22 protein-coding genes and 2 pseudogenes are annotated in these 19,824 nt (G+C 38.1%); 12 read left to right on the forward strand and 12 right to left on the reverse strand.

Annotation, left to right across the window (positions count from 1 at the left end):
* Positions 1-354 precede the first annotated feature (354 nt).
* The 4 genes and pseudogenes from B2O97_RS25190 to B2O97_RS02245 all read left to right on the forward strand — a co-directional run.
* Positions 355-462, forward strand: a pseudogene (locus B2O97_RS25190) (TM2 domain-containing protein); the annotation flags it as partial.
* A 24-nt stretch (positions 463-486) separates the two neighbouring features.
* Complete coding sequence (locus B2O97_RS02235) at positions 487-678, forward strand: SHOCT domain-containing protein (RefSeq protein WP_201639097.1); 192 nt, start codon at positions 487-489, stop codon at positions 676-678.
* Positions 679-760: 82 nt separating this feature from the next.
* Entirely contained in the window at positions 761-1,060 is a 300-nt protein-coding gene (locus tag B2O97_RS02240; protein ID WP_070570588.1) for a hypothetical protein, read from the forward strand.
* Positions 1,061-1,087: 27 nt separating this feature from the next.
* Entirely contained in the window at positions 1,088-1,579 is a 492-nt protein-coding gene (locus tag B2O97_RS02245; protein ID WP_236560358.1) for an alpha/beta hydrolase, read from the forward strand.
* A 138-nt stretch (positions 1,580-1,717) separates the two neighbouring features.
* Here the strand turns inward: B2O97_RS02245 and B2O97_RS02250 are convergent, their stop codons facing one another.
* The 9 genes from B2O97_RS02250 to B2O97_RS02290 all read right to left on the reverse strand — a co-directional run bounded on the left by B2O97_RS02250 (position 1,718) and on the right by B2O97_RS02290 (position 7,816).
* Positions 1,718-2,131, reverse strand: coding sequence for a hypothetical protein (locus B2O97_RS02250; protein WP_112376263.1), 414 nt, complete (start codon positions 2,129-2,131; stop codon positions 1,718-1,720).
* A 195-nt stretch (positions 2,132-2,326) separates the two neighbouring features.
* The gene (locus B2O97_RS02255) at positions 2,327-2,698 is read right to left on the reverse strand and encodes a response regulator (RefSeq protein ID WP_070570584.1); all 372 of its coding nucleotides are present in this window, start codon (positions 2,696-2,698) and stop codon (positions 2,327-2,329) included.
* Positions 2,699-3,089: 391 nt separating this feature from the next.
* A complete protein-coding gene (locus B2O97_RS02260) occupies positions 3,090-3,212 on the reverse strand; it encodes a hypothetical protein (RefSeq protein ID WP_256604652.1) in 123 nt (40 codons plus the stop codon).
* A 452-nt stretch (positions 3,213-3,664) separates the two neighbouring features.
* Positions 3,665-4,345: a DUF421 domain-containing protein gene (locus B2O97_RS02265; RefSeq protein WP_070570582.1), complete on the reverse strand. Its 681-nt coding sequence runs from the start codon at positions 4,343-4,345 to the stop codon at positions 3,665-3,667.
* 6 nt (positions 4,346-4,351) lie between these two features.
* Complete coding sequence (locus B2O97_RS02270) at positions 4,352-4,552, reverse strand: hypothetical protein (RefSeq protein ID WP_070570580.1); 201 nt, start codon at positions 4,550-4,552, stop codon at positions 4,352-4,354.
* Between the two features lie 249 nt (positions 4,553-4,801).
* A complete protein-coding gene (locus B2O97_RS02275) occupies positions 4,802-5,665 on the reverse strand; it encodes an SDR family oxidoreductase (RefSeq protein WP_112376594.1) in 864 nt (287 codons plus the stop codon).
* A 728-nt stretch (positions 5,666-6,393) separates the two neighbouring features.
* A complete protein-coding gene (locus B2O97_RS02280; protein ID WP_070570577.1) occupies positions 6,394-6,837 on the reverse strand; it encodes a hypothetical protein in 444 nt (147 codons plus the stop codon).
* Between the two features lie 248 nt (positions 6,838-7,085).
* The gene (locus B2O97_RS02285) at positions 7,086-7,406 is read right to left on the reverse strand and encodes an alpha/beta hydrolase (protein ID WP_201303624.1); all 321 of its coding nucleotides are present in this window, start codon (positions 7,404-7,406) and stop codon (positions 7,086-7,088) included.
* Positions 7,407-7,516: 110 nt separating this feature from the next.
* Entirely contained in the window at positions 7,517-7,816 is a 300-nt protein-coding gene (locus B2O97_RS02290) for an alpha/beta hydrolase (RefSeq protein WP_201639094.1), read from the reverse strand.
* A 545-nt stretch (positions 7,817-8,361) separates the two neighbouring features.
* Here B2O97_RS02290 and B2O97_RS02295 point away from each other — a divergent pair.
* From B2O97_RS02295 to B2O97_RS02315, 5 genes and pseudogenes are all read left to right on the forward strand, one after another.
* Positions 8,362-8,757 (forward strand): annotated as a pseudogene (locus B2O97_RS02295) (PAS domain-containing protein); the annotation flags it as partial.
* Positions 8,758-8,820: 63 nt separating this feature from the next.
* Positions 8,821-9,207 carry a PAS domain S-box protein gene (locus B2O97_RS02300; protein ID WP_256604708.1) on the forward strand — a complete coding sequence of 129 codons (387 nt, stop codon included), beginning with the start codon at positions 8,821-8,823 and terminating at the stop codon, positions 9,205-9,207.
* A 9-nt stretch (positions 9,208-9,216) separates the two neighbouring features.
* A complete protein-coding gene (locus B2O97_RS02305) occupies positions 9,217-9,891 on the forward strand; it encodes a sensor histidine kinase (RefSeq protein WP_112376260.1) in 675 nt (224 codons plus the stop codon).
* A gap of 102 nt (positions 9,892-9,993) precedes the next feature.
* Positions 9,994-10,245, forward strand: a complete 252-nt coding sequence (locus tag B2O97_RS02310; RefSeq protein WP_376745384.1) for a response regulator — start codon at positions 9,994-9,996, stop codon at positions 10,243-10,245.
* 192 nt (positions 10,246-10,437) lie between these two features.
* On the forward strand, positions 10,438-10,827 hold the full coding sequence (locus B2O97_RS02315; RefSeq protein WP_046672983.1) for a DUF5856 family protein: 390 nt from the start codon (positions 10,438-10,440) through the stop codon (positions 10,825-10,827).
* 244 nt (positions 10,828-11,071) lie between these two features.
* On the opposite strand, the gene B2O97_RS02320 is transcribed toward B2O97_RS02315, so the two are convergent.
* On the reverse strand, positions 11,072-11,431 hold the full coding sequence (locus B2O97_RS02320; protein ID WP_112376258.1) for a winged helix-turn-helix transcriptional regulator: 360 nt from the start codon (positions 11,429-11,431) through the stop codon (positions 11,072-11,074).
* 129 nt (positions 11,432-11,560) lie between these two features.
* On the opposite strand from B2O97_RS02320, the gene B2O97_RS02325 reads away from it, so the two are divergent.
* Positions 11,561-12,352, forward strand: a complete 792-nt coding sequence (locus tag B2O97_RS02325; RefSeq protein WP_204991090.1) for an SDR family oxidoreductase — start codon at positions 11,561-11,563, stop codon at positions 12,350-12,352.
* A gap of 283 nt (positions 12,353-12,635) precedes the next feature.
* Positions 12,636-15,599, forward strand: coding sequence for a response regulator (locus tag B2O97_RS02330; protein WP_286766866.1), 2,964 nt, complete (start codon positions 12,636-12,638; stop codon positions 15,597-15,599).
* 401 nt (positions 15,600-16,000) lie between these two features.
* On the opposite strand, the gene B2O97_RS02335 is transcribed toward B2O97_RS02330, so the two are convergent.
* A complete protein-coding gene (locus B2O97_RS02335) occupies positions 16,001-16,954 on the reverse strand; it encodes a transporter (protein ID WP_070570608.1) in 954 nt (317 codons plus the stop codon).
* Between the two features lie 336 nt (positions 16,955-17,290).
* On the opposite strand from B2O97_RS02335, the gene B2O97_RS02340 reads away from it, so the two are divergent.
* Positions 17,291-18,505: a transglutaminase-like domain-containing protein gene (locus tag B2O97_RS02340; protein ID WP_159333031.1), complete on the forward strand. Its 1,215-nt coding sequence runs from the start codon at positions 17,291-17,293 to the stop codon at positions 18,503-18,505.
* Between the two features lie 474 nt (positions 18,506-18,979).
* On the opposite strand, the gene B2O97_RS02345 is transcribed toward B2O97_RS02340, so the two are convergent.
* Positions 18,980-19,819, reverse strand: a complete 840-nt coding sequence (locus tag B2O97_RS02345; protein WP_286766867.1) for an AraC family transcriptional regulator — start codon at positions 19,817-19,819, stop codon at positions 18,980-18,982.
* Positions 19,820-19,824 lie beyond the last annotated feature (5 nt).

Below are 19,824 nucleotides of genomic sequence, written 5' to 3' on the forward strand. Positions count from 1 at the left end.
TTTCAGTTTAGCAAAATTGACATCTTAGGCTAATTCTAATGTATTTAGGCAAATAAGGAAGGTAACAGAAAAAGAACAGAACTGGTGGTGGTTACCATCATGGCATGCTATTTTTCAATCGGGCAAGGTTAATACCAAAGCCTACTATACATTATTTATTCTGAATGAATATGTTGGTCAATTTTAACTATCTAGATTATTACAAGCTGTAAGGCTAAGATATTGGTTTGAAAGTGGGATCGGTTACGGAAAACCGTAAGAATGTCTAACAGGCAATCCTTAGGTTTGAAAAGACAATACAAACCGCATTAATCAATAACATATGAAAGATAAAACAACCGCAGCTTTAATGGCATTTTTCTTGGAGTATTTGGTGCACATAGATTTTACCTAGGGCAGACCGGATTAGGTTTCCTTTATCTCCTTTTCTGTTGGACGCTTATACCTGCTTTTATCGCATTGATCGACTTTATTGCTTTTCTAACAATGCGCAAAGAGAATTTTGATTTAAAATACAACCGCGTATATTTTTCACAACCCGTCGTTCATAATTATGTGCCTATCTCCCCCATTACCCAAAAAGATGCTGCGACTGAAATAGAACGATTACATGGATTGATGGAAAAAGGAATGATTACACAAGCAGAATTTGAGGATGCAAAACGTAAACTGCTGTAAAGGATTGATGAATGTCAAGAGAGACATTATTAGCTATGACCTGGAAAAATAGGGCATCAAATGGCACCTTTATAACGGTTAAATGAGGCAATATGAAATCAAACTTTTATTCGAAGATTTGGGAATTGGTTATAAAAAAGAATGTGAAGTATGGCATTATTACAATGATGAGCTTGGTGACCATCGCTATAGTCGGTGGTTTCACTTTAAAGGATCATTTCAAGACAAAAATTATGTCAGCCAAACAAATCAAATTTGTCCCATAATCGATCTCGTTCCAATTAATGAGAATTTCAGCATAGGCTTTAGCGAAAATAATCAACCTACGGCATTGTCCCAAATCAACGTGGCTATGGTAACTCATCCTGCCCAACTGAAGTAACGGATTATAACATAAAGCACTGGACTGCTGACCTTATCCGCTCTACTTGATCATTTCGGATACAAAGATGCTACCTTCGTCGGTCATGACTGGGGTGCTAATGTGGTGTGGAATCTCGCACTATTGTATCCTGAACGGGTAAATAAAATAATAAACTTAGCGCTGCCTTATCAGGAGCGCGGAGAACAACCATGGACTGAACTGATGGAAATCCTATTTGGAGAAGACTTCTACTTTGTTCATTTCAATAAGCAGATCGGAATTGCAGATGCCATAATGAATGAAAACGTACACCGGTTCCTGCGGAACATATTCCGCAAGGATATCCCTCCCGCTCGACCTGATCCCGGCATGCTCATGATCAATCCCGCGAGAGCAGTAGAACCAATTGGCAAGCCTCTGATGGAAGAAAGCGAACTGTCTGTATTTGTCTCGACCTTTGAATCCGCTGGATTTACCGGAGCAAACAAATCGTATTATATCTGCTTAATGAGAAGGCTAATTTGTCATTTTACGTAGCAAAAATTGGGAGTGTTTTCGTGGTCATGTTGTGGAATTTTATTGACAATTATTTCTTTGTATTCCATCAATAGCACTGAGTGTAATTAGATTAACAGGATAATAGCAAGTTCATCGATTGTCAACCAGCTCGTATTGTTACATAGCATTACCCATTCGCCATTGCGAAAATCTACATCCATTATAAAAAAACCGATCAATCATAATTTGCAAGGTTCCACCGCCATGCAAAACAGAAACCTCAACCACTTGCTTTTGACCACACACGTCACATTCGAACTTTATATCCTTTTTCATCGAATATCGTCCTTTATCCACTTTAATTCCCCACGTTGTATCATGGCTATACTTTTGCACGTGATCATCGGTCAGTAAGCAATTATCTACGAGGTGGTAATTGAACTGCTTACTGTCATACTGAATACTTCCTACATAAGCATTATTGAGATAAATATGCCAAAGGCTGTATTTCTTGGCCCGAACTTCCACTACCTGGCGTTTTCCATGATGATAAAACAACTCAGGCACATCCGTATCAAAGCGAAGCCTCATATATAGGCTGCTTAATATGAGTAAGAAGTGGCGCGACATACTTCGGTAATTTTGTAGCTAAATATATAGTGGTATTTCGCAAAGTCTAATAAGAGTACCATCTGATCAGGAGAGCAAATATATACGCCTCCGACGTCATTGTTCTTGCCTTCAGAATACTATAGTGCCGGCAAGCTATATTGTGACGATTGGGCATTACGATTCACTTTCATAAACAAATCTTCGTATGTAGTTTTCCAGATCAGTAAGTTCAAAAGGCTTTGCTAGAAAACCCTCGGCCCCACATTCCAAAGAGATTCTTCTTCCGTCGATATGACCTGACATCATAATCACAGGCAGCTTATCATATTTAGCTGAACTCTTGAGATCACGCAGTATCATGTCACCATTCCGTGCATGCATATGAATGTCCAAAAAGAGTATATCAGCATTCATAGTATCCAACACTTCCGTCAGGACTAAACTGTTTGCTACAGATATAACAATCGTATAATGATTCTCTAACACCAAGGAAAATGCATTTAGTATTTCTTTATCATCATCGCACACTACTATTGTCTTTTTCATCTTATTTTTTTAAGAAATATTTTTTTCATCACTTATTAAAAAATGGATCTTAGGCATAAGATCCACCTTCCTTGATTGTTGATTAGCTCTTAATGAGCTTTTCCATTGAGTAAGTCTATCGCCCTAGAGCTTTTTAAAATTGAACCCCCATCGAATATATTTGGTTCTACTTCAAACGTCATTACCCATACTTCACGTGTATATTCAGACGAAGACGTATAAAAACATCGCTTTGTGATGAAACTCATTTTGTTGTCAAAACAATGGGTATATCATTCAGCTTTGCAAATTAAAAAAGCGAGCAAAAGCCTGGTGATAATCCAGACTGTATACCCGCTTCAAAATAATCTGCCTTGTGCAAGTGCAAAAAATAAGCTACCTTTTCGATTGCCTATTTCTTTTTTTTACGGAAAACATTATCCGTTAACTCTTTAGAGGAGCCATCTTTTTCCTTTTGATAAGAAGATTGTGCTTTCTCTTTGGTGCTTTTTTCCTTTTTAATGTCTTTACTCATGATGTATGGATTTTATAAAGTGATGGTCCTTTTACTTTCAATAGCTATGATTGATCGGAAGGAATAATATTAAGCTGAATCGTATTTACTCTTTGAAGTACGCAAGCTGCTAGTTGTTGAACTGAAAATTTCCGAAAGGTATATCGTGGAGAATTTAGAGATAAAACAAGTGTATTTATCATATCGGATCTACTGAATGGGTTAAGATGAATAGCAGATCGCAGTAATAAATGTACGCATAATAATTGACAATCAGGCATCAAGTTTTTTAAATACACTAACGAACAGGTTCATTCATATAATCCGCCATCTTAACCCGGGCCATTAAATAGCTTATTGTGGATTCTGCGCCTTGATTGATGTTGATCGTGTGTTCACAGAAAAGCTTCAAATAAAAACGGTCAAATTTTTTCACCCTATAATTTGTTTAAATAATACATGGTATTATTCTTCTATACTCTTCTTGAATTCAAGGCTTTGCTCCATTGTGTTTTATTGCATCTTGGACATGCCTTTGATTCGTTCTTAAAACTAAATACGACATGGCCGCAATACATGCATGCGAATGGCCCTTCAGCACTCATTACATCAACCTTTTTGAAAGAAGACGGGAATAATGGTAGCCCATACCTCACATCACTATCAGCATAAAATAAAACGCTTAATGTTCCATCGACTTCTAGAATGCCTTCCTTAACCTGCCCCAAATGTTCGACATTTAAATTTCTCAGTTCAGAAAAAAATTCCATACGCGAAAAGGTATTATCATTTTCATGTTTTATATCAAATACGCCATCCTTAACTACAGGTAAAACTTTACCTTCCAATAAATGGGCAATATTCTCTGATCGGGAGGTAATCCAGGTTACCAACTTATAGACAAAGATTACACATATAAAGACAACAATCGCATAAAAGATGGGTATTTCTTCTTGAAACATGGGATCTCCCGCAGCTGAGCCCAAACTGATTATAATCGCAACCTCAAAAAGAGTTAACTGCCGAACTCCCCTTCTACCCGAAAGCCTTAGAATGATCAATATTAGAAGAAACATTATAATTGTTCTCGCACCTATTTCAATAAGAAAGGAGCTTTCCACCCCCTCTGCAAATATTTTTTGTATATCAATCATAACCTTTTAAAATTCAAAAATCTTACTATAGCCGCCGCCATTCAATCCTAAACATTCCTCCGGTCGCAATAGTTCATCACTTGGCAAAAACAACATACATAAGGTATCAATCTTCAATGATGGAAACAATCCCGCTAAAATTATTTCATTCCGATCTATATCTTCAATTTGCGACTGTATCCATACGACAACAGGTATATGAATCATGGTTAAGGTCGCCGACGAGCGGAAAGAGAATAAGAAAACCGCCTGTTTCTCAAACTAATATTAATTCCAGCAACAATTCGTACAACAAATCTGTACTTATTAAAGAATAATACTTTGTCAACAAATTTAGCTAGCTCGAGTCATTCATTCATTGGCGGGGCAGTCACCCCATAGTAGAGAACATTTTGAAAAACTGAAAGCCTTATGTCGATTGACGACTTGCAGATCTGATTGTGACTTATTCATTGGTTAACCATTGACGACTTCTCCGCCATTGGGATGTAAAACTTGACCGCTCATAAAATGTGAATCTTTGCTAGCTAGAAATAGAAAGCTTGGTGCAATTTCATTTGGCATTCCTGCCCTTCCCATTGGGGAGTCGCTTCCAAATTCGGAGTTTTTTTTAGGATCAAATGAAGATGCTATCAATGGAGTCCATACCGGACCGGGCGCAACAGCATTGACCCTAATTCCTTTATCCATAAGATTTGCTGACAAGCTTCGTGTAAAAGAAATTATTGCACCTTTTGTTGCAGAATAATCGATCAACTTTGGACTGCCTCGATATGCAGTCACTGAGGATGTATTAATGATACTTGCCCCCTTCTTAAGATAAGGCATGGCATACTTCGTAATCCAGAAATAGGAATAGAAATTATTCTGAAAAGTCTTGTGTAACTGTTCAGTGGTAATTTCTTCAATTGATTCTGTTTGCCAATGTAGCCCCGCGTTATTAACGATAATATCAATTTTCTTATGCGTTTTTATCGTAAATTCAATTACTTTTTTACAGTGATTTTCTTTTCCCAAATCACCTTTAATCAGCGTACATTTTCTTGAGAAGGATTCAACCTCTTTCTGGGTTTGTTTTGCATCTTTTGTTTCACTAAGATAGGCAATAACAATATCAGCTCCCTCCTTGGCAAATAACAAAGCTACAGCTTTCCCAATGCCGCTATCTCCTCCAGTAATTAATGCTACCTTATTTTTCAATTTTCCTTCTGCAGGATACTTTAACGGCGAAGTGTCAGGAACTGGTGTCATATTTATTTCTAATCCGGGTCGCTTTTGCTTTTGCAACGGTCGAATCTTTTTACTTGCTGCTTTTTTCATACCATTTTTTAAAATAATGACAGACATAGCTGATTTCCAAAACGTGTAAGGGTCAGTGCAAATGGCAAAGTCCTAAAGTTTCGGTAATCTTTTATAACCTTTATTGATAAATTGATGTAATCGGCATTTTGCGAAAGAGTTTAACCGATTCATCCATAAAGTGAACAAAGCCAAAGTCTAAAAGGTTTGAGCTATCTACATTTGCGCTATTGCTTTTGCCTTATTTTCAATTAAAGCCTTCTCATACTTAAATACAAAACCCGGTGGTCAATAATCCCTGGTCACCTGTAAGTCCTTTTACGTGAACTATAGCAATGCAATCCAAATAGCTGAATTTGCAGGAAATACTAAAGATGACGAGCTACTCCTACTGGCTTTGATTCATCTAAAAATTCTTTTCTATGATGCTCCCCGAGCCCGAAGACATGCAATCCTGCCTGATCTGCAAACGCTATCTTTGACAATAGGGCTTTCATTGCTGTTATATTTTCCGCTGAACTCAACCCACCATCATATGCTCCGGTAGCGATAAAACTATCTATTCCTATTTCGTTAATTACTTTTAATCTGATAGACTTCCCTTATTGAAAGCTATTCAAATTTCAATTTTCCCGACGGCTTAAAACGATGATCTAGATCAAAAAAGATGTTTTTTCATTTTAGATTGGCGCTTAAAGGGGCATGCATTGAACAATGTAATCTGATAAATTTACCAACTCTAGTCTTTCCTAACTCTTGCTCATCGCTTTCATGGCTAGACCAGCGGCCACTCCTCCGATCACATACCAGGCCAAGGTCATAAACTTGGTACGATCAGTCTTTTTTATTGGCTTGGCATCCAGTCCGGCCTGTTCTGGAATAGTCAGTGTTGCCAGACCAACTACCGTTCCGAGCAACGCTCCTTTGAGCAGCATATTTTTCTGACCTCCATATCCGATGAGGGTATATAACATGGCATTGGAAGCTACATCTGCCCCAAAAGTTGCCGCCACCAATGCATTGCCCTTTGGCGGTTTAAATCCAGCAAAGCGCACCGTTTTCTGCATCGCTTCTTCGCCCACTTTATCCACTTCTGGAGCTTTGGGATCGAATCTCTTGGCAGCACTATGGACCACATTGAGTACGAGCGCACCGATCAATCCGCCCAACATATTTTTATTAAATCCATTCATATTTTGCTTTTTACGTTTTCAACCTTTTTTGTACTGTTTTTGTACAGTTATTCTGAGAACAATGGACAACCTAAAATCGTTTAATCAAATCCACAGAAGAAATTTTTGCTACAATGTATTAAGCTTTCAGGACAGTCCGGAGAAGTTTGTTCAGAACTGGCAAATCGATCGTATGGTCATATGCTAGCCCTTGTTGAGGACGGTTTCAGAAATACCTTACACGATATTGAAGTAACTTTTTCGGAAGATTATTTTAAGTTTTCTTTTGTGAATGCTGCGATGTCCCGAAAAGCTTCTCTGGTTTCTCTTAAAACAGCTCCCATATGCAAAAAACCATTGGCAATCTCTTTGTAATGAGTAATTTTGACTGGAATTTCGGAGGTTTTCATATTCTCTGCCAATTGTTTTCCTTCATCCCGCAACCGATCGTGCTCAGTCAATAAAATCAACGTTGGAGGCGTATTCTTAAAATATTCAATCAAAAGAGGAATTGCTATGGGGTTCTGTTGATCCATTTGGTCGGTTAGATACCAATTCCAGGCTTTTATTCCTTCCTCCTTATTAATAATCGGACCATTTTGATAGTCTTTCTTTGACTGTACTTAATTGATTATCAGCTGCCGGATAAATCACACATGAAACCTCAAATGCTCACCAGGCCTTGTCGAAACTCCTACGGTTAAAGCTGCCCCGCACTGTCGCCAATAATTCCAATCATAGTTTTATCGATGTTTAAAGAGTCCGAATTATTAACGATCCACTCAGTCGCTGATTGAGCATCATCGAAACCAGCCGGAAAAGGATACTCTGGCGCCAGTCGAAAGTCCACAAAAACAATGGCACAACCCGTAGCGTTGGCCAATTGACAGACAATAGCATCGTGCGTCTCAAAACTTCCAGAAATAAACCAACCGCCATGAAGATAAATGATGGCCGGTGATTTTTCATTTATAATTTCATTGGGTCGGTGTATTCTCACAGGAATTTCGTGATTCTTGCTACGAATATTAAATTCTTCTAACATTTTCACTGCTTCTTTTTTGCCGCTGAGCCGAATGCCATTGCCTCATATCCTTTGCAGCTTTATTTCTAATGAATTTATGCCGTCAAACACATGAAGCTTGTTCAGGTTTTCAATTATTTTAATTATTTCAGGAGTCAATTTAGTTGTATTCATTTCTTTACTATGATTTATGTTTTTATAGAAAATCATTGCCGGTATCACGCGTATTCCGAGAATCTTTTTGGTAGGCTATCAAAATTTCAAGTAAAATTAACTAGAAGTCATACATTTACTACAATATACCGCTGAATGTACGTTACTAACAAATTTGTATGTAATATTTTAGGCAATATTAGCATATGTTACCAACACTCAGTTTATGTTGTTTGGTGTACAGTACCACGTGCTAGCTAAACTCCTGACGCGGATTTATACGTGTTTTTCAAAAAAAACAGGCTGTTTTTCATTGGTTTTAGTTTTATAGATTAAATTGGACAACGATATTTGGAATACAACACTATATGGGAAAACGTGCGTCAGGCATTAATGAATTAAATATATATCTTAAGGCTTTAAATTCTGCTTATTCAGGCATTATTATCACCGATAATTTGCAGCATGATAATCCGATTATCTATTGCAATAAGGCCTTTGAAAACATCAGTGGTTATTCACACGATGAAATTATCGGTCACAATTGTCGCTTTTTGCAAGCGCAGGATCGTTCTCAACCTGAACGCTACATCCTCAAAGATTGTATCAAAAATGGTGAAGAATGTAAGATCGAAATTCGCAATTAACGCAAAGACGGAACACTTTTTTGGAATGAGCTTTTCATTTCACCTGTGAAGAATGAGGCCGGCCAGGTGACGCACTTTATTGGTGTTCAAAATGATATTACCTCGCGTAAAAAGGCCGAACACGAACTCCGGGAGGAAAAAAACAATGTTGAGATCAAAATACAGCAACGAACCAAAGAATTGCAGGAGAAGGAAAGCTTCCTCTCGAGCATGATTGAAACGGTTCGCGAAAGTCTTCTAGTACTCGATGGCAATTATATTGTGCTGAGTGCAAATAAACATTTTTTAACATCATTTCACGTCTCCTCAGAAGAGACTGTAGGAAAATTATTGTTTGATCTGGGCAATAAGCAATGGGATATCCCCTCCTTGAAGGAACTTCTTACGCATATTTTACCAACCAGCAATCCCGTAATTGATTACGAAGTAGAACATGTATTTCCGCATATCGGCCGCAAAGTGATGCTATTAAATGCCTATCGCATAGAGTTTGAAGGGCAATATAAAGACCGTATCCTGATCGCCATTGAAGACATCACCGAGAAAAAAGAACAGGATCTACGTTAATACGATTTTTTGTCCGTCGCTAGTCATGAACTAAAGACGCCCCTAACGACCATTAAGGGGCTTGTACAGATTCTGCAACGACTTAGTATAGACCATTCCGACAATAAATTTGTCAGTACACTGGATAAAATTTCGGCCTATATAGATCGACTGAATATATTGATTACTAAATTACTAGACACCTCAAAAATACAGTCTGGCCATATTGAGCTCCACATGGAGCCATTTGCCATAGATCATACAATTCGGGAAGCCATTGACAATATAATGGTAGGTGTACCTGGTTACAAAATAAACCTATTAGGCTCCACAGATGCTACAGTTAGCGGCGATGAATTACAAATTATTCAGGTAATCAATAATCTGTTGTCCAATGCGATCAAATATTCACCGGGTTCAAATAGAATCGACGTTGCCATTCACAGGGTTGCCAATTTTGTCAAGATCTCTGTACGAGACTATGGCATGGGAATAGCAAATGTCGACAAGCAAAAAATATTTGAGCGCTTCTTTCGCGCCGGCCATACCCAAAAGAAATTTCCGGGATTAGGTATTGGACTGTATGTTTCGCACGAGATCATAACGCATCACAACGGAACCCTTTGGGTAGAAAGCGAACCCGGAGAAGGTTCTACTTTTAATTTCACATTACCAATAATGAGGACAGAAAACGATGAAAAGTAAGAAAATAATGATCTGTGACGATGACCAAGGCATTGTTGAGATGCTGGAATTATTCTTGGATCTGGAGGGTTACCAGGTCTTAAGCGAAAAAACAGTACAAATCTGACCAAACAGCTCATAGCATATCAGCCAGATCTTTTGTTATTGGATCTCTGGATGCCCGTGCTTTCGGGCGACCAGCTGATTAAAATCATACGCAATACACCCGAAATCAAAAATATACCTATCCTTGTTCTATCCGCCAGTGTAGATGGTCGCGATGTTGCCGAAGGACTTGGCGCAAACGGATTTATTGCGAAACCTTTTGATTTAAATGAAATTACATCCAGTATTCACGACGTATTGGCTAGTTAAAAGTATAGTACAATCTCGTAATTTCGTCCGACTTCGTTGGGTAGGCCCTACTGGCACACAAAACTATACAGTCGAAAATCCGGATATCCTTGATTTCTTGATCACTAGCGGTTTTTCTAATAAATTAGAAACTTTGACCACTAGGTTGTTGTTATAATAATCAAAAATGTGACTTAAATAAAGTAAAATATCATGGCAAAAAAACAACAGAACTCAAAACAGGAAATTGCGAACTTTTTAGGTGAAATGATTTCATTCAGAAACGCATTGAAGCTGACCCATTGGTCGATAACAGGAAAAGGGAGCTATGAGGCTCATATTTCTTTAGACCAAGCGATTGAGTCTCTTATTGATATTACAGACAGACTGGTGGAAACCACTTTTTCATTGGAAGGTACACTTGATATCGTGATTCCCCAAACGTCAAAACCGGCTAATTACATCAAATACATTGAGGATTTTTACAAGCAAGTTGAAAACAAACGAGAAGGACTTTTTAAGGAAAACTTCTCACAATCCATTATTGATGATGCGCAAGAAGCTGTCCAACAGTTATTGTTCAGATTAAAAAGATTGGAGTAATGCCCATGTTCGGGAGCTTTTCCTGAGTAACGGTCGAACCTATATTCGGCCGTTTTTTATAGATTAAATTGAGTAACCAATTGCTCTCCCCTCCAGTAACAAAAATAATAGCACGCTATTTTTACTAGCCAACGTCTTGATTACTGCATTTTTTAATGATTTTATTTTCTTGCTCTTTGCAAGAAAATAAAAGAGAAATTTTGTATAAACTAAAATACTTTACCGACTAGAGCAATTAGGGGTATTATCCTAAAATTCTTTTTAAAATTATTGTCCGCAGTCTATCTTCGTTTTGATCACCCCACTGTCCTAATGCGGAAATTATGGGTATTAAACTCATCCCTAAATCTGTAAGCGAATATTCAACTTTTGGAGGAACGACAGGATATATTTTCTTCATGACTACCTCATGATCTTCCAGTTCTTTCAGCTGTATATTCAGCACCCGTCTGGAGGCGTCTGGTATCTTACGCTGCAATTCACTCGGTCTTTTATGTCCCTGGTCAATAAACCAGAGCAAGCGTATTTTCCATTTTCCGTAAAGCACTTCACCTATCAAGTCGAGACCGCAATTTAGGTTCGGAATTATTTTTCTCTCATACATATTTTCAAAATTAAAGGTATGTTCCGATTTGTACAATAGGGGAAAAATTTATCCCTATATGAATCGTAATGCCGTACTTGCACAGGCTGGTTTTATACCTCAATTTTGTCCTATAAACAATTTGTAAAAATGGAACAATTTAATTTCAACAACGAATTATCAGACAAGATTGCCTTGGTAACAGGGGGTACAAAAGGCACTGGAAGAGCAATCGCGGAAAGACTATTACAAGCTGGAGCAACAGTTGTGATTACCGCAAGAAACGTCCCCGACCTGGAAAACAGCAAGCTGCATTTCATTGCTTCCGATCTGAGTACAGCAGAAGGGGCTCAAAAAGTGGTGAGCGGAGTGCTTTCGAGCTATGGTAGACTAGACATCTTGGTAAACAACCTTGGCGGATCTTCTACCCCCGCAGGAGGATTTGCTGTGTTAAGTGATGAGGATTGGGAATCGACACTGCAAGCTAACCTTTTGGCTCCGATCCGTCTAGATAGGAGCTTTTTACCGCAGATGATAGAACGCAAAAACGGTGTGATCATCCACATTGCTTCTATTCAGGGCAAATTACCCTTATATGATTCAACATTACCTTACGCAGCGGCAAAGGCTGGATTGAGGAACTACAGCAAAAGCTTATCGAACGAGGTTACTCCTAAAGGTGTCCGCATACTGACGGTTTCGCCTGGCTGGATCAATACCACCGCATCTGAAGCCTGGCTAGGCGAAATTGCAAGAAATTCGAACAGTACTATAGAAGAGGCGCAACAGGGCGTAATGGATGCACTGGGCGGGATCCCTTTCGGGAGACCTGCAGAGCCTGCAGAGGTAGCTGAACTTGTTGGCTTTCTAGTTTCACCAAGAGCCAGCTATCTAACGGGGACAGAATACGTAATTGACGGCGGAACATTACCAACCATTTAATAATCTTCCTAAGATTTGAAAATATGAATTTACCAAACATTATCTCCGAACTCCTGAAAGCACAAAACAAATTTGACAGTGGTGCTTATGCGAAGTTTTGAGATATCATTTCCAGTTGTTTAATGATCGAATTAAATATCTGAAAATAACAACTTAACAGTGCAATATATTATTGGCGCCGATAGTAGCATTGTCCACCTTTGGATTATTATTCAAAGTATTCAATAGGAAATCTGGGGTAATTATTTACTTTTTTAGTATCTTAACAGTAAACAACCATCCTATGCCAAAAAAAATTATTAGAAATCTTCAGATCGGTGTAATGCTCTCTTTAATACTGCTGATTACGGGTTCTATAGCCTCTTATATTAGCATACATAAGCAGATGGAAAGTAGGCAAAGCCTCTTAAAAACGAAGGAATCTATCAGTTTAATAAAGGATATTTTAAACACGCTGTTAAATGCTGAAACTGGCAATCGGGGTTACCAGCTTACCGGCAAGGAAGAATTTCTTGAACCGTTGGATAAAAGCGGGAAAGAATATCCCCTGCTTATTGCTGACAAAGAAAGGTTTAATCTTAAAGATAAACTCCAAATTAATATCTTTCATGAACTGCGGCACACCTCAGACCTGCTGATGAAAGAATATGCCTCGCTGATTAATAATCGTAAAAAGGGTATATTAATGACCCCAGAAGAGCTTGAACAAAACAAGCAGATCATGGATAAATGTCGAATGCTTGTTCAGGAATTTGTAAAACATGGAGAAAGTCAGCTTGCTATAAAAAATGAAGACCTGAATAACTCCACCAAACGGACCGTTTTGTTCATTATATTTTCTGCAGTTGCGGCAATCGGTGTCACCATTTTCGTCTATATTCAACTAAAATCTGACATAATGCGCCGGGACAGGTTGGAAAAAGATCTGTTTTATACGAAGGAAATGCTCGAGGAAACAAGTGCGGTTGCCCAAGTGGGAGGCTGGGAAGTCAATATGAAAAGCGGAAAACTCACTTGGTCTCAAAGTGTGCGAGAAATTCATAAAACTAACATTAATTTCCAACCAACTTTTGAAAATGCCCTTGGATTTTACGAAGGAAAAAATAGAGAGCGAATAGAATATCTATTTGACAGAGCAGTACAACAAGGAATTTCTTTTGATGAGGAGCTGCAACTCATGCGTAATGACGGCGTTACGATTTGGGTAAGGATAAAGGGTATTCCCGAATTTGAAAATGAAATATGCCACAGGGTTTTTGGAATTATTCAGGACATTGATGCCTTCAAAAAAATGTTTCTAGAGGTTGCCGAGAAGGAGGCTATGATGCAGTCTTTTGCCACCGATGTTCCTATTCCATTGGCAATGTTGGACAAAGCCCTTAACTACGTTGCTGTAAGTAGTAGATGGCGAGATGAATTTAATATGAATAATGTCGATCTTATCGGCAATAATCTATTTACAATATCGCCTAATATTCCAGAAGAAAGAAAAAAAATTTACAGGAGTGCGCTTTTGGGAGAAACGTACATCGATGGGGATTTTGCGGTAAAGGTGGAAGGTAAAGAAGAAATTCAGCATTACGACCTTAAAGTCGGGCCATGGTATCTTACAAAAGATGAGGTTGGAGGTATAATTATTTCCATACAGAATATTACAAATGCCGTAAAAATAAACGAAGAACTGAAAAGCGCTAAGGAAACTGCGGATATAGCCAGCAGGGCAAAATCCGAATTTCTGGCCAATATGAGTCATGAGATCCGTACGCCTTTGAACGGAGTTATTGGATTTTCAGACCTCCTCCTCCGTACACCGCTGAATGAAACACAAACACAATATCTGAATTACATCAACGAATCAGGAGAAAACCTGCTCAGCATTATCAATGATATACTGGATTTTTCTAAAATAGAATCCGGAAAAATGGAACTTTTGATCGAAAAAAGTGACGTGTATGATATGTTAAGTCAAGTCATCAACGTGATTCTTTATCAATCCCAGAAAAAAAACATCGAACTTCTTCTCAACGTTGAGCCGGGCCTCCCGAAAACACTTTTTATTGATGAAGCCAGGTTAAAACAGATCTTGATCAATCTGCTAGGGAATGCTGTGAAATTCACAGAAAAGGGTGAGATCGAACTAAAAGTAGAGAAATTGCGCATGGATGATCATACGATTGCTTTGCGTTTCTCGGTAAGAGATACAGGAATCGGCATTCCTGTTGAGAAACAGAAATATATTTTTGATGCCTTTACCCAGGAAAACAGTTCAATCAGCAAGCGATTTGGCGGTACGGGACTAGGGCTAACGATCTCAAACAATATCTTGGGCTATATGGGGAGTCATTTATCTCTAAACAGCGAGATAGACAGCGGATCTGTATTTTTCTTCGATCTCACGGTTCCATACGAAAAGTCTGAATGGAAGGAAGAAGATGAAACGGCTATTAAAACGGCATTAGTGGTAGATGATAATGAAAGCAACAGGATTATCCTTGAACACATGCTTACCTATAAAAATATCAAATCCACATTGGCTTCTAACGGCATGGAAGCACTGGATATCATGTTGAAGGGTGAGCGGTTTGATGTGATTTTGATGGATTATCATATGCCTATCATGTCTGGATTGGAAACAATTGAGAAAATAAAAGGCTTGTTAAATCAGCGAAAGGAGATCGCTCCATTTATAGTACTTTCTTCTTCTTCAGAAGAACTGGATATACTTACTTCAGTTAGAAAAATAGAAAATACACATTTGCTGTTGAAGCCTATAAAATCACATGATCTATACAAAACCCTAAAAAAGGTAGACAGAAGTACTGTATTAGAAATTATTCAGGATCAGCCAGAAAAAGATTCGCATGCATTTGCACGGGAATTAGATGTGCTTTTGGTTGATGATAACCCAGTAAATATGGTCCTGAACAATAGGATAATGAAGTCTCTAGCTCCCAACATACATTTAACGGAAGCTGCAAACGGTTTACAAGCTTTGGAAGAATGCAGGAAAAAGCAGTTTTCCCTTATTATTATGGATGTACAGATGCCGATAATGAGTGGTATTGAGGCGACACAACATATTAGAATGCTGTCAGGATATCAACACATCCCGATCATAGGTGTTACCGCCGGAAATGTGCTGGGAGAAAAAGAAAAATGTCTTGAATCCGGAATGAACGACTTTCTTCCCAAACCAATACGGCGGGCAGACCTTCTCGAAGTACTCAAAAAATATATTAGTGTTTAATAATTATAGAAAATGGGCGTGCTTAGCATATAAATGAGTTCATATTATCGCGTCATCTATAATTTATCGTCCACCAAAGTGCTTAGAATACATTTGGTATACTTATCCTATGTCAAGCTTGAGTTGGATACTAAAGCTTAATTTTGGTTATCACAACAAAAATTATAAAACCGCCAATTTGGAAAATTACAGTATTACAATAACTCTGCATTCACCTGCAGAAAAAGTACTCGGTACATTGATCAATGATATTCCACTATGGTGGACTGAAATTTTTGATTGCATTTCAAATAAACAAGGGGAATCTTTTACGACTCTTTTTGGAGAACCAATAGTTAACCAATTTCGCCTACAGGAGCTCCAAGCAAACACAAAAGTCGCGTTTTATAGCATCCTCTGAGTTATTTTGCCGGTATTAGGAAATTTACACCCGTTTGAAAAGCAATCCCACCAAATCTATTTTCGGTCGCAAAATTCTGCGTTACCCGGGCCATTATACCGATTTTATGAGGTACCACCCAATACGATCCGAATGCACCTATTCCCGCGTTCTGGTCAGAAAGAAAACTTCCCTCTGTTCCCTTGTCGTCGGATACTTGTTTGGAATAGTTGCCAAATAACCCCACTTCATCTCCCCGGGAATTCAATAAATACGAACCACCTAAATCAAACGTAAGATGACTCCCTTCTTTAAAGTCAGTGTTTTTTTGCCACTGATTGATTTCTAATGTAGGAGCAATACTTAAATTGATCTTGGAAGTTGGTTTATATTTAAGAGCACCACGTATATTATGTGACCAATATCCATGCCCCCCATTATCTAAACTACCATGCTCGTATTTCCCAGTCGGCGCCCATAGGCCATAATTTAATGCATATTGAAACTTTCCCTGCTTCCATGATAACCAGATTGGCTGTACATACATGTCGCCAAATCCTAAACTTTTATTGGTAAAAACATATCTTCCAGGACCTGTCTGCTGCGAATAGTAGTCCAACGCAATATTGGCGGTAGGACTGTTTACTGTCGGGATAACCATCAGTCCCCAATTGGCGCCCAAAATCTTTCCCTTTCCTCCGTAAATTGCCATCAGGATAAAAGAATGCGTGATCACCTTTTGTTCAATTTGTAAAGCAGTAGGATTTCCAGGAACCGGATTAATCAATTGATCTGTCTTTTTACCCTGCCCATTGAAATAATTCATATTGGCATAACCATACCATACTGGTATAATCAACCCTTCATGCGGAGCAAAATAATCGTTGGGATTAAACGATGAACCGTTGTAATGCCCCTGACCATAAACTTTCATCATGGAAAGGATAAATAGAAACACATAAAATATCTTTTTCATATGACGAATCATTAATCCCTTATAATATCATTCAAAATGCAAACAACTCTACACGTGTTTTGTTGCATTTTCCAGATAATTTCCGCTTAATATTCATTCTCCTAATCGCGCAGCGCTTAAATGGATTAAAGACGATATTCGATCACAGCGAATTAAGCGATAATTATTTAAAAAGTATTTGGATAATATTATACGAGCCAGATGTAATAATTCACATGGTATAACTGTCTTAAAGCAAATCCTATTTTATAAAATCATAGGACAACGCTTTTCAAGCACAAAAATTACAGTTGACATTGATATAATAAAACTATTTACTTTAACTAAAAACCTCCAATGAAACTATTTAACCTTCTTCTTTTCATGCTATTGACCACCTGTGTATCCGCGCAGACAGCTTCTACGACATGGCATAAATTCCTCTCAGACTTTAAGAAGTTAGAACAGGAATATAATAATTATTACCCGGCAAAGGATTATCAAAAAGCAGCCACAGTATTAAATGCCATATCGGCCAAAATGGACAGCTTACAGCTATCTGAAAAAGAAAAGCAGGAATATCAAACTACGATAAGTGAAATCAATGCGAATATAAACTTCAACCTTGCTTGTTTACAATCATTACTCAATCAAAAAAAACAAGCTGTTTCAAGTTTTGAAAAGGCAATTTTGTGGGGATATACCGACTATCGTAATGCTTTAAATGATCAGGATCTAGATAATATTCGAAAGGAAAGCAAATTTGTAAAAGCATTGGTCCAACTGAAGCAATACGATAAATTAACCCTGTTGCAGCAATCAGGAGGATACGTTTCAGCAAATAGTGACTCTTTGCCGATATTTACCTACGAGGTAGCGAGCGATCGTAATTTATTAGCAGTAAAAAATTTTTTCAACCTGGACTCGATAGCTGGTAATGGCGACGAAATTTCCAAAATCCGTAATATCATGTTTTTCGTGGCAAATAGCATTAAATATGACGGCAGCAATTGGGCGCTATGTGAATTTGACGCAATTGATTTTTACAACTACCACAAGGCAACGGGAAAGGGTATCAACTGTCGGCACAAAGCGATGACGTTAAATGAAATGTACCTCGCTATGGGATTTAAGTCACGCTATGTTACATGCATGCCAAAAGACGACAAAGATACTGATTGCCATGTGATCAATAGCGTATATGCTGAAACTCTAAAAAAATGGCTGTGGATGGATCCTTCCCATGGTACATTTGTGATGGACGACAACAACAATTTACTGAGCATTGAAGAAGTTAGGGAGCATTTAAAAAATAATCAATCGCTCAAGCTAAACGCAGAGACCAAAGTAAGCAAACTTTGGTATCTGGATTATTATATGGCAAAAAATTTATACTGGATTCAATGCACGAATAAAAGCCAGTTTAACACAGAAAGTAGATATAGGCCTGCCGACCCCAATCTGCAGTACATTTCTTTAGTTCCAAGTGGGTTTGACAAAAGCAATAACAAATATTTAAAAAACAAGGTGATTACGTTTGATCCCGCCTACTTTTGGAGATCTCCGCAATAAATAACAACATACCCGTCTTTATTAACGATTTTTGCAAATTGTGCATTCGCTAATTGGCTTACTACAATGAAAATTAGTGCTAGGAGATTTTTGTGGTTCATTTTTTATCATATTATTGCTCATCATAATTTGGCAACGTTTCGAAATAGAATTTTAATTTCTCGCTCAGACTCATTCTGGTACGTCCCACCCGGATAAACCGAAATTGCAATGTACATAAAAATCAATGCAATGATCATCCCTATCAACACAAAATACCGTTTTAATAAATTCATTTACAGAATATTAATAATTTGTTATATTGGGCTTCAATTTTCTAGCGCCAGTTTACCAATGGCATATTTTTTATTGTAAGAGCAAATTCACTTATTTTTCATAAGGAAACCTTAATCGCATATTCATTAAAAGGTATAAAATCAAATTCCCATACAATATAGTCTTTCTCTAAACGGCAACCCGCGCCTTGAATTATGATCAAAGGTTCTTAAAAGCTGAAACATTTGTTCCAGAATACTTTTTGAAAAACCGGCTAAAATGGGCAGGACTTTCAAAACCAAGTTCGTAGGCTATTTCCTTCGCTGACTTCTCGGTATAATGGAGGTACCTTTTAGCCTCAAGAATTATTCGGTTACGGATAAGAACAGATGGCGCTGACTGTTTCAACAGACCAAATACATTGCTCAGTGTTTTTGGTGATTTGTTGAGTGCAGCGGCATAGAACCTGACTTCATGTTCCTCTTTAAAGTTACATTCCAGTAGCAATGCAAACTTTCTCACAATATCCATTTTTTCGTCGGGAAATAGCTGATAGCTTTCACTTTGGAGCTTTGCAATTCTTGTGGTATTGATAATAACTCTCTTAAGAAGGGTGCGCAGCATTTCACCCTGAAAATTATCTTTTACCATCATCTCATTGGAAAACACATTCTCCAGATGAGACATTTCTTCGACAGCAGTATCATTTAATACAATGAACATTGGATGTCGAATACCATAGAACAGAAAACCAACACAACCGACCTCAGCATCGTGGTCAACGATACAATAGAACTCCCTATTAAACTGCCAGGCAGTCAGCGCATCGGGCTGCTCAAATACAAAATGCTGATTGGAAACCAAAGGAAGTATACACCTTGCTGGCATCGTATAGCTAATCTCATCGATCGTCACTTTCTGTTCGCCGCCCTTGTTGTAGATAAATGTGTTGATAGGCAGACAACCCGCATTACGAAGTCCCCTACCTGAAAACTGGTTGTTGTCACTATGCATCACAAACCGTGCTGCGGTCACGTTATCATTATACTCCCTAATCATGTTGT

The organism is Sphingobacterium sp. UBA865 (assembly GCF_002295765.1).
Classification (GTDB): Bacteria; Bacteroidota; Bacteroidia; order Sphingobacteriales; family Sphingobacteriaceae; genus Sphingobacterium; species Sphingobacterium multivorum.

Coding starts and splice junctions, on each gene's coding strand:
- B2O97_RS02320 (WP_112376258.1), bottom strand. CDS start 11,431: ATGTATGAGAGAAAAATAATTCCGAACCTAAATTGCGGTCTCGACTTG.
- B2O97_RS02255 (WP_070570584.1), bottom strand. CDS start 2,698: ATGAAAAAGACAATAGTAGTGTGCGATGATGATAAAGAAATACTAAAT.
- B2O97_RS02275 (WP_112376594.1), bottom strand. CDS start 5,665: ATGAAAAAAGCAGCAAGTAAAAAGATTCGACCGTTGCAAAAGCAAAAG.
- B2O97_RS02260 (WP_256604652.1), bottom strand. CDS start 3,212: ATGAGTAAAGACATTAAAAAGGAAAAAAGCACCAAAGAGAAAGCACAA.
- B2O97_RS02325 (WP_204991090.1), top strand. CDS start 11,561: ATGGAACAATTTAATTTCAACAACGAATTATCAGACAAGATTGCCTTG.
- B2O97_RS02330 (WP_286766866.1), top strand. CDS start 12,636: ATGCCAAAAAAAATTATTAGAAATCTTCAGATCGGTGTAATGCTCTCT.
- B2O97_RS02340 (WP_159333031.1), top strand. CDS start 17,291: ATGAAACTATTTAACCTTCTTCTTTTCATGCTATTGACCACCTGTGTA.
- B2O97_RS02335 (WP_070570608.1), bottom strand. CDS start 16,954: ATGAAAAAGATATTTTATGTGTTTCTATTTATCCTTTCCATGATGAAA.
- B2O97_RS02280 (WP_070570577.1), bottom strand. CDS start 6,837: ATGAATGGATTTAATAAAAATATGTTGGGCGGATTGATCGGTGCGCTC.
- B2O97_RS02250 (WP_112376263.1), bottom strand. CDS start 2,131: ATGAGGCTTCGCTTTGATACGGATGTGCCTGAGTTGTTTTATCATCAT.
- B2O97_RS02345 (WP_286766867.1), bottom strand. CDS start 19,819: ATGATTAGGGAGTATAATGATAACGTGACCGCAGCACGGTTTGTGATG.
- B2O97_RS02235 (WP_201639097.1), top strand. CDS start 487: ATGCGCAAAGAGAATTTTGATTTAAAATACAACCGCGTATATTTTTCA.
- B2O97_RS02270 (WP_070570580.1), bottom strand. CDS start 4,552: ATGATTCATATACCTGTTGTCGTATGGATACAGTCGCAAATTGAAGAT.
- B2O97_RS02315 (WP_046672983.1), top strand. CDS start 10,438: ATGGCAAAAAAACAACAGAACTCAAAACAGGAAATTGCGAACTTTTTA.
- B2O97_RS02240 (WP_070570588.1), top strand. CDS start 761: ATGAGGCAATATGAAATCAAACTTTTATTCGAAGATTTGGGAATTGGT.
- B2O97_RS02265 (WP_070570582.1), bottom strand. CDS start 4,345: ATGATTGATATACAAAAAATATTTGCAGAGGGGGTGGAAAGCTCCTTT.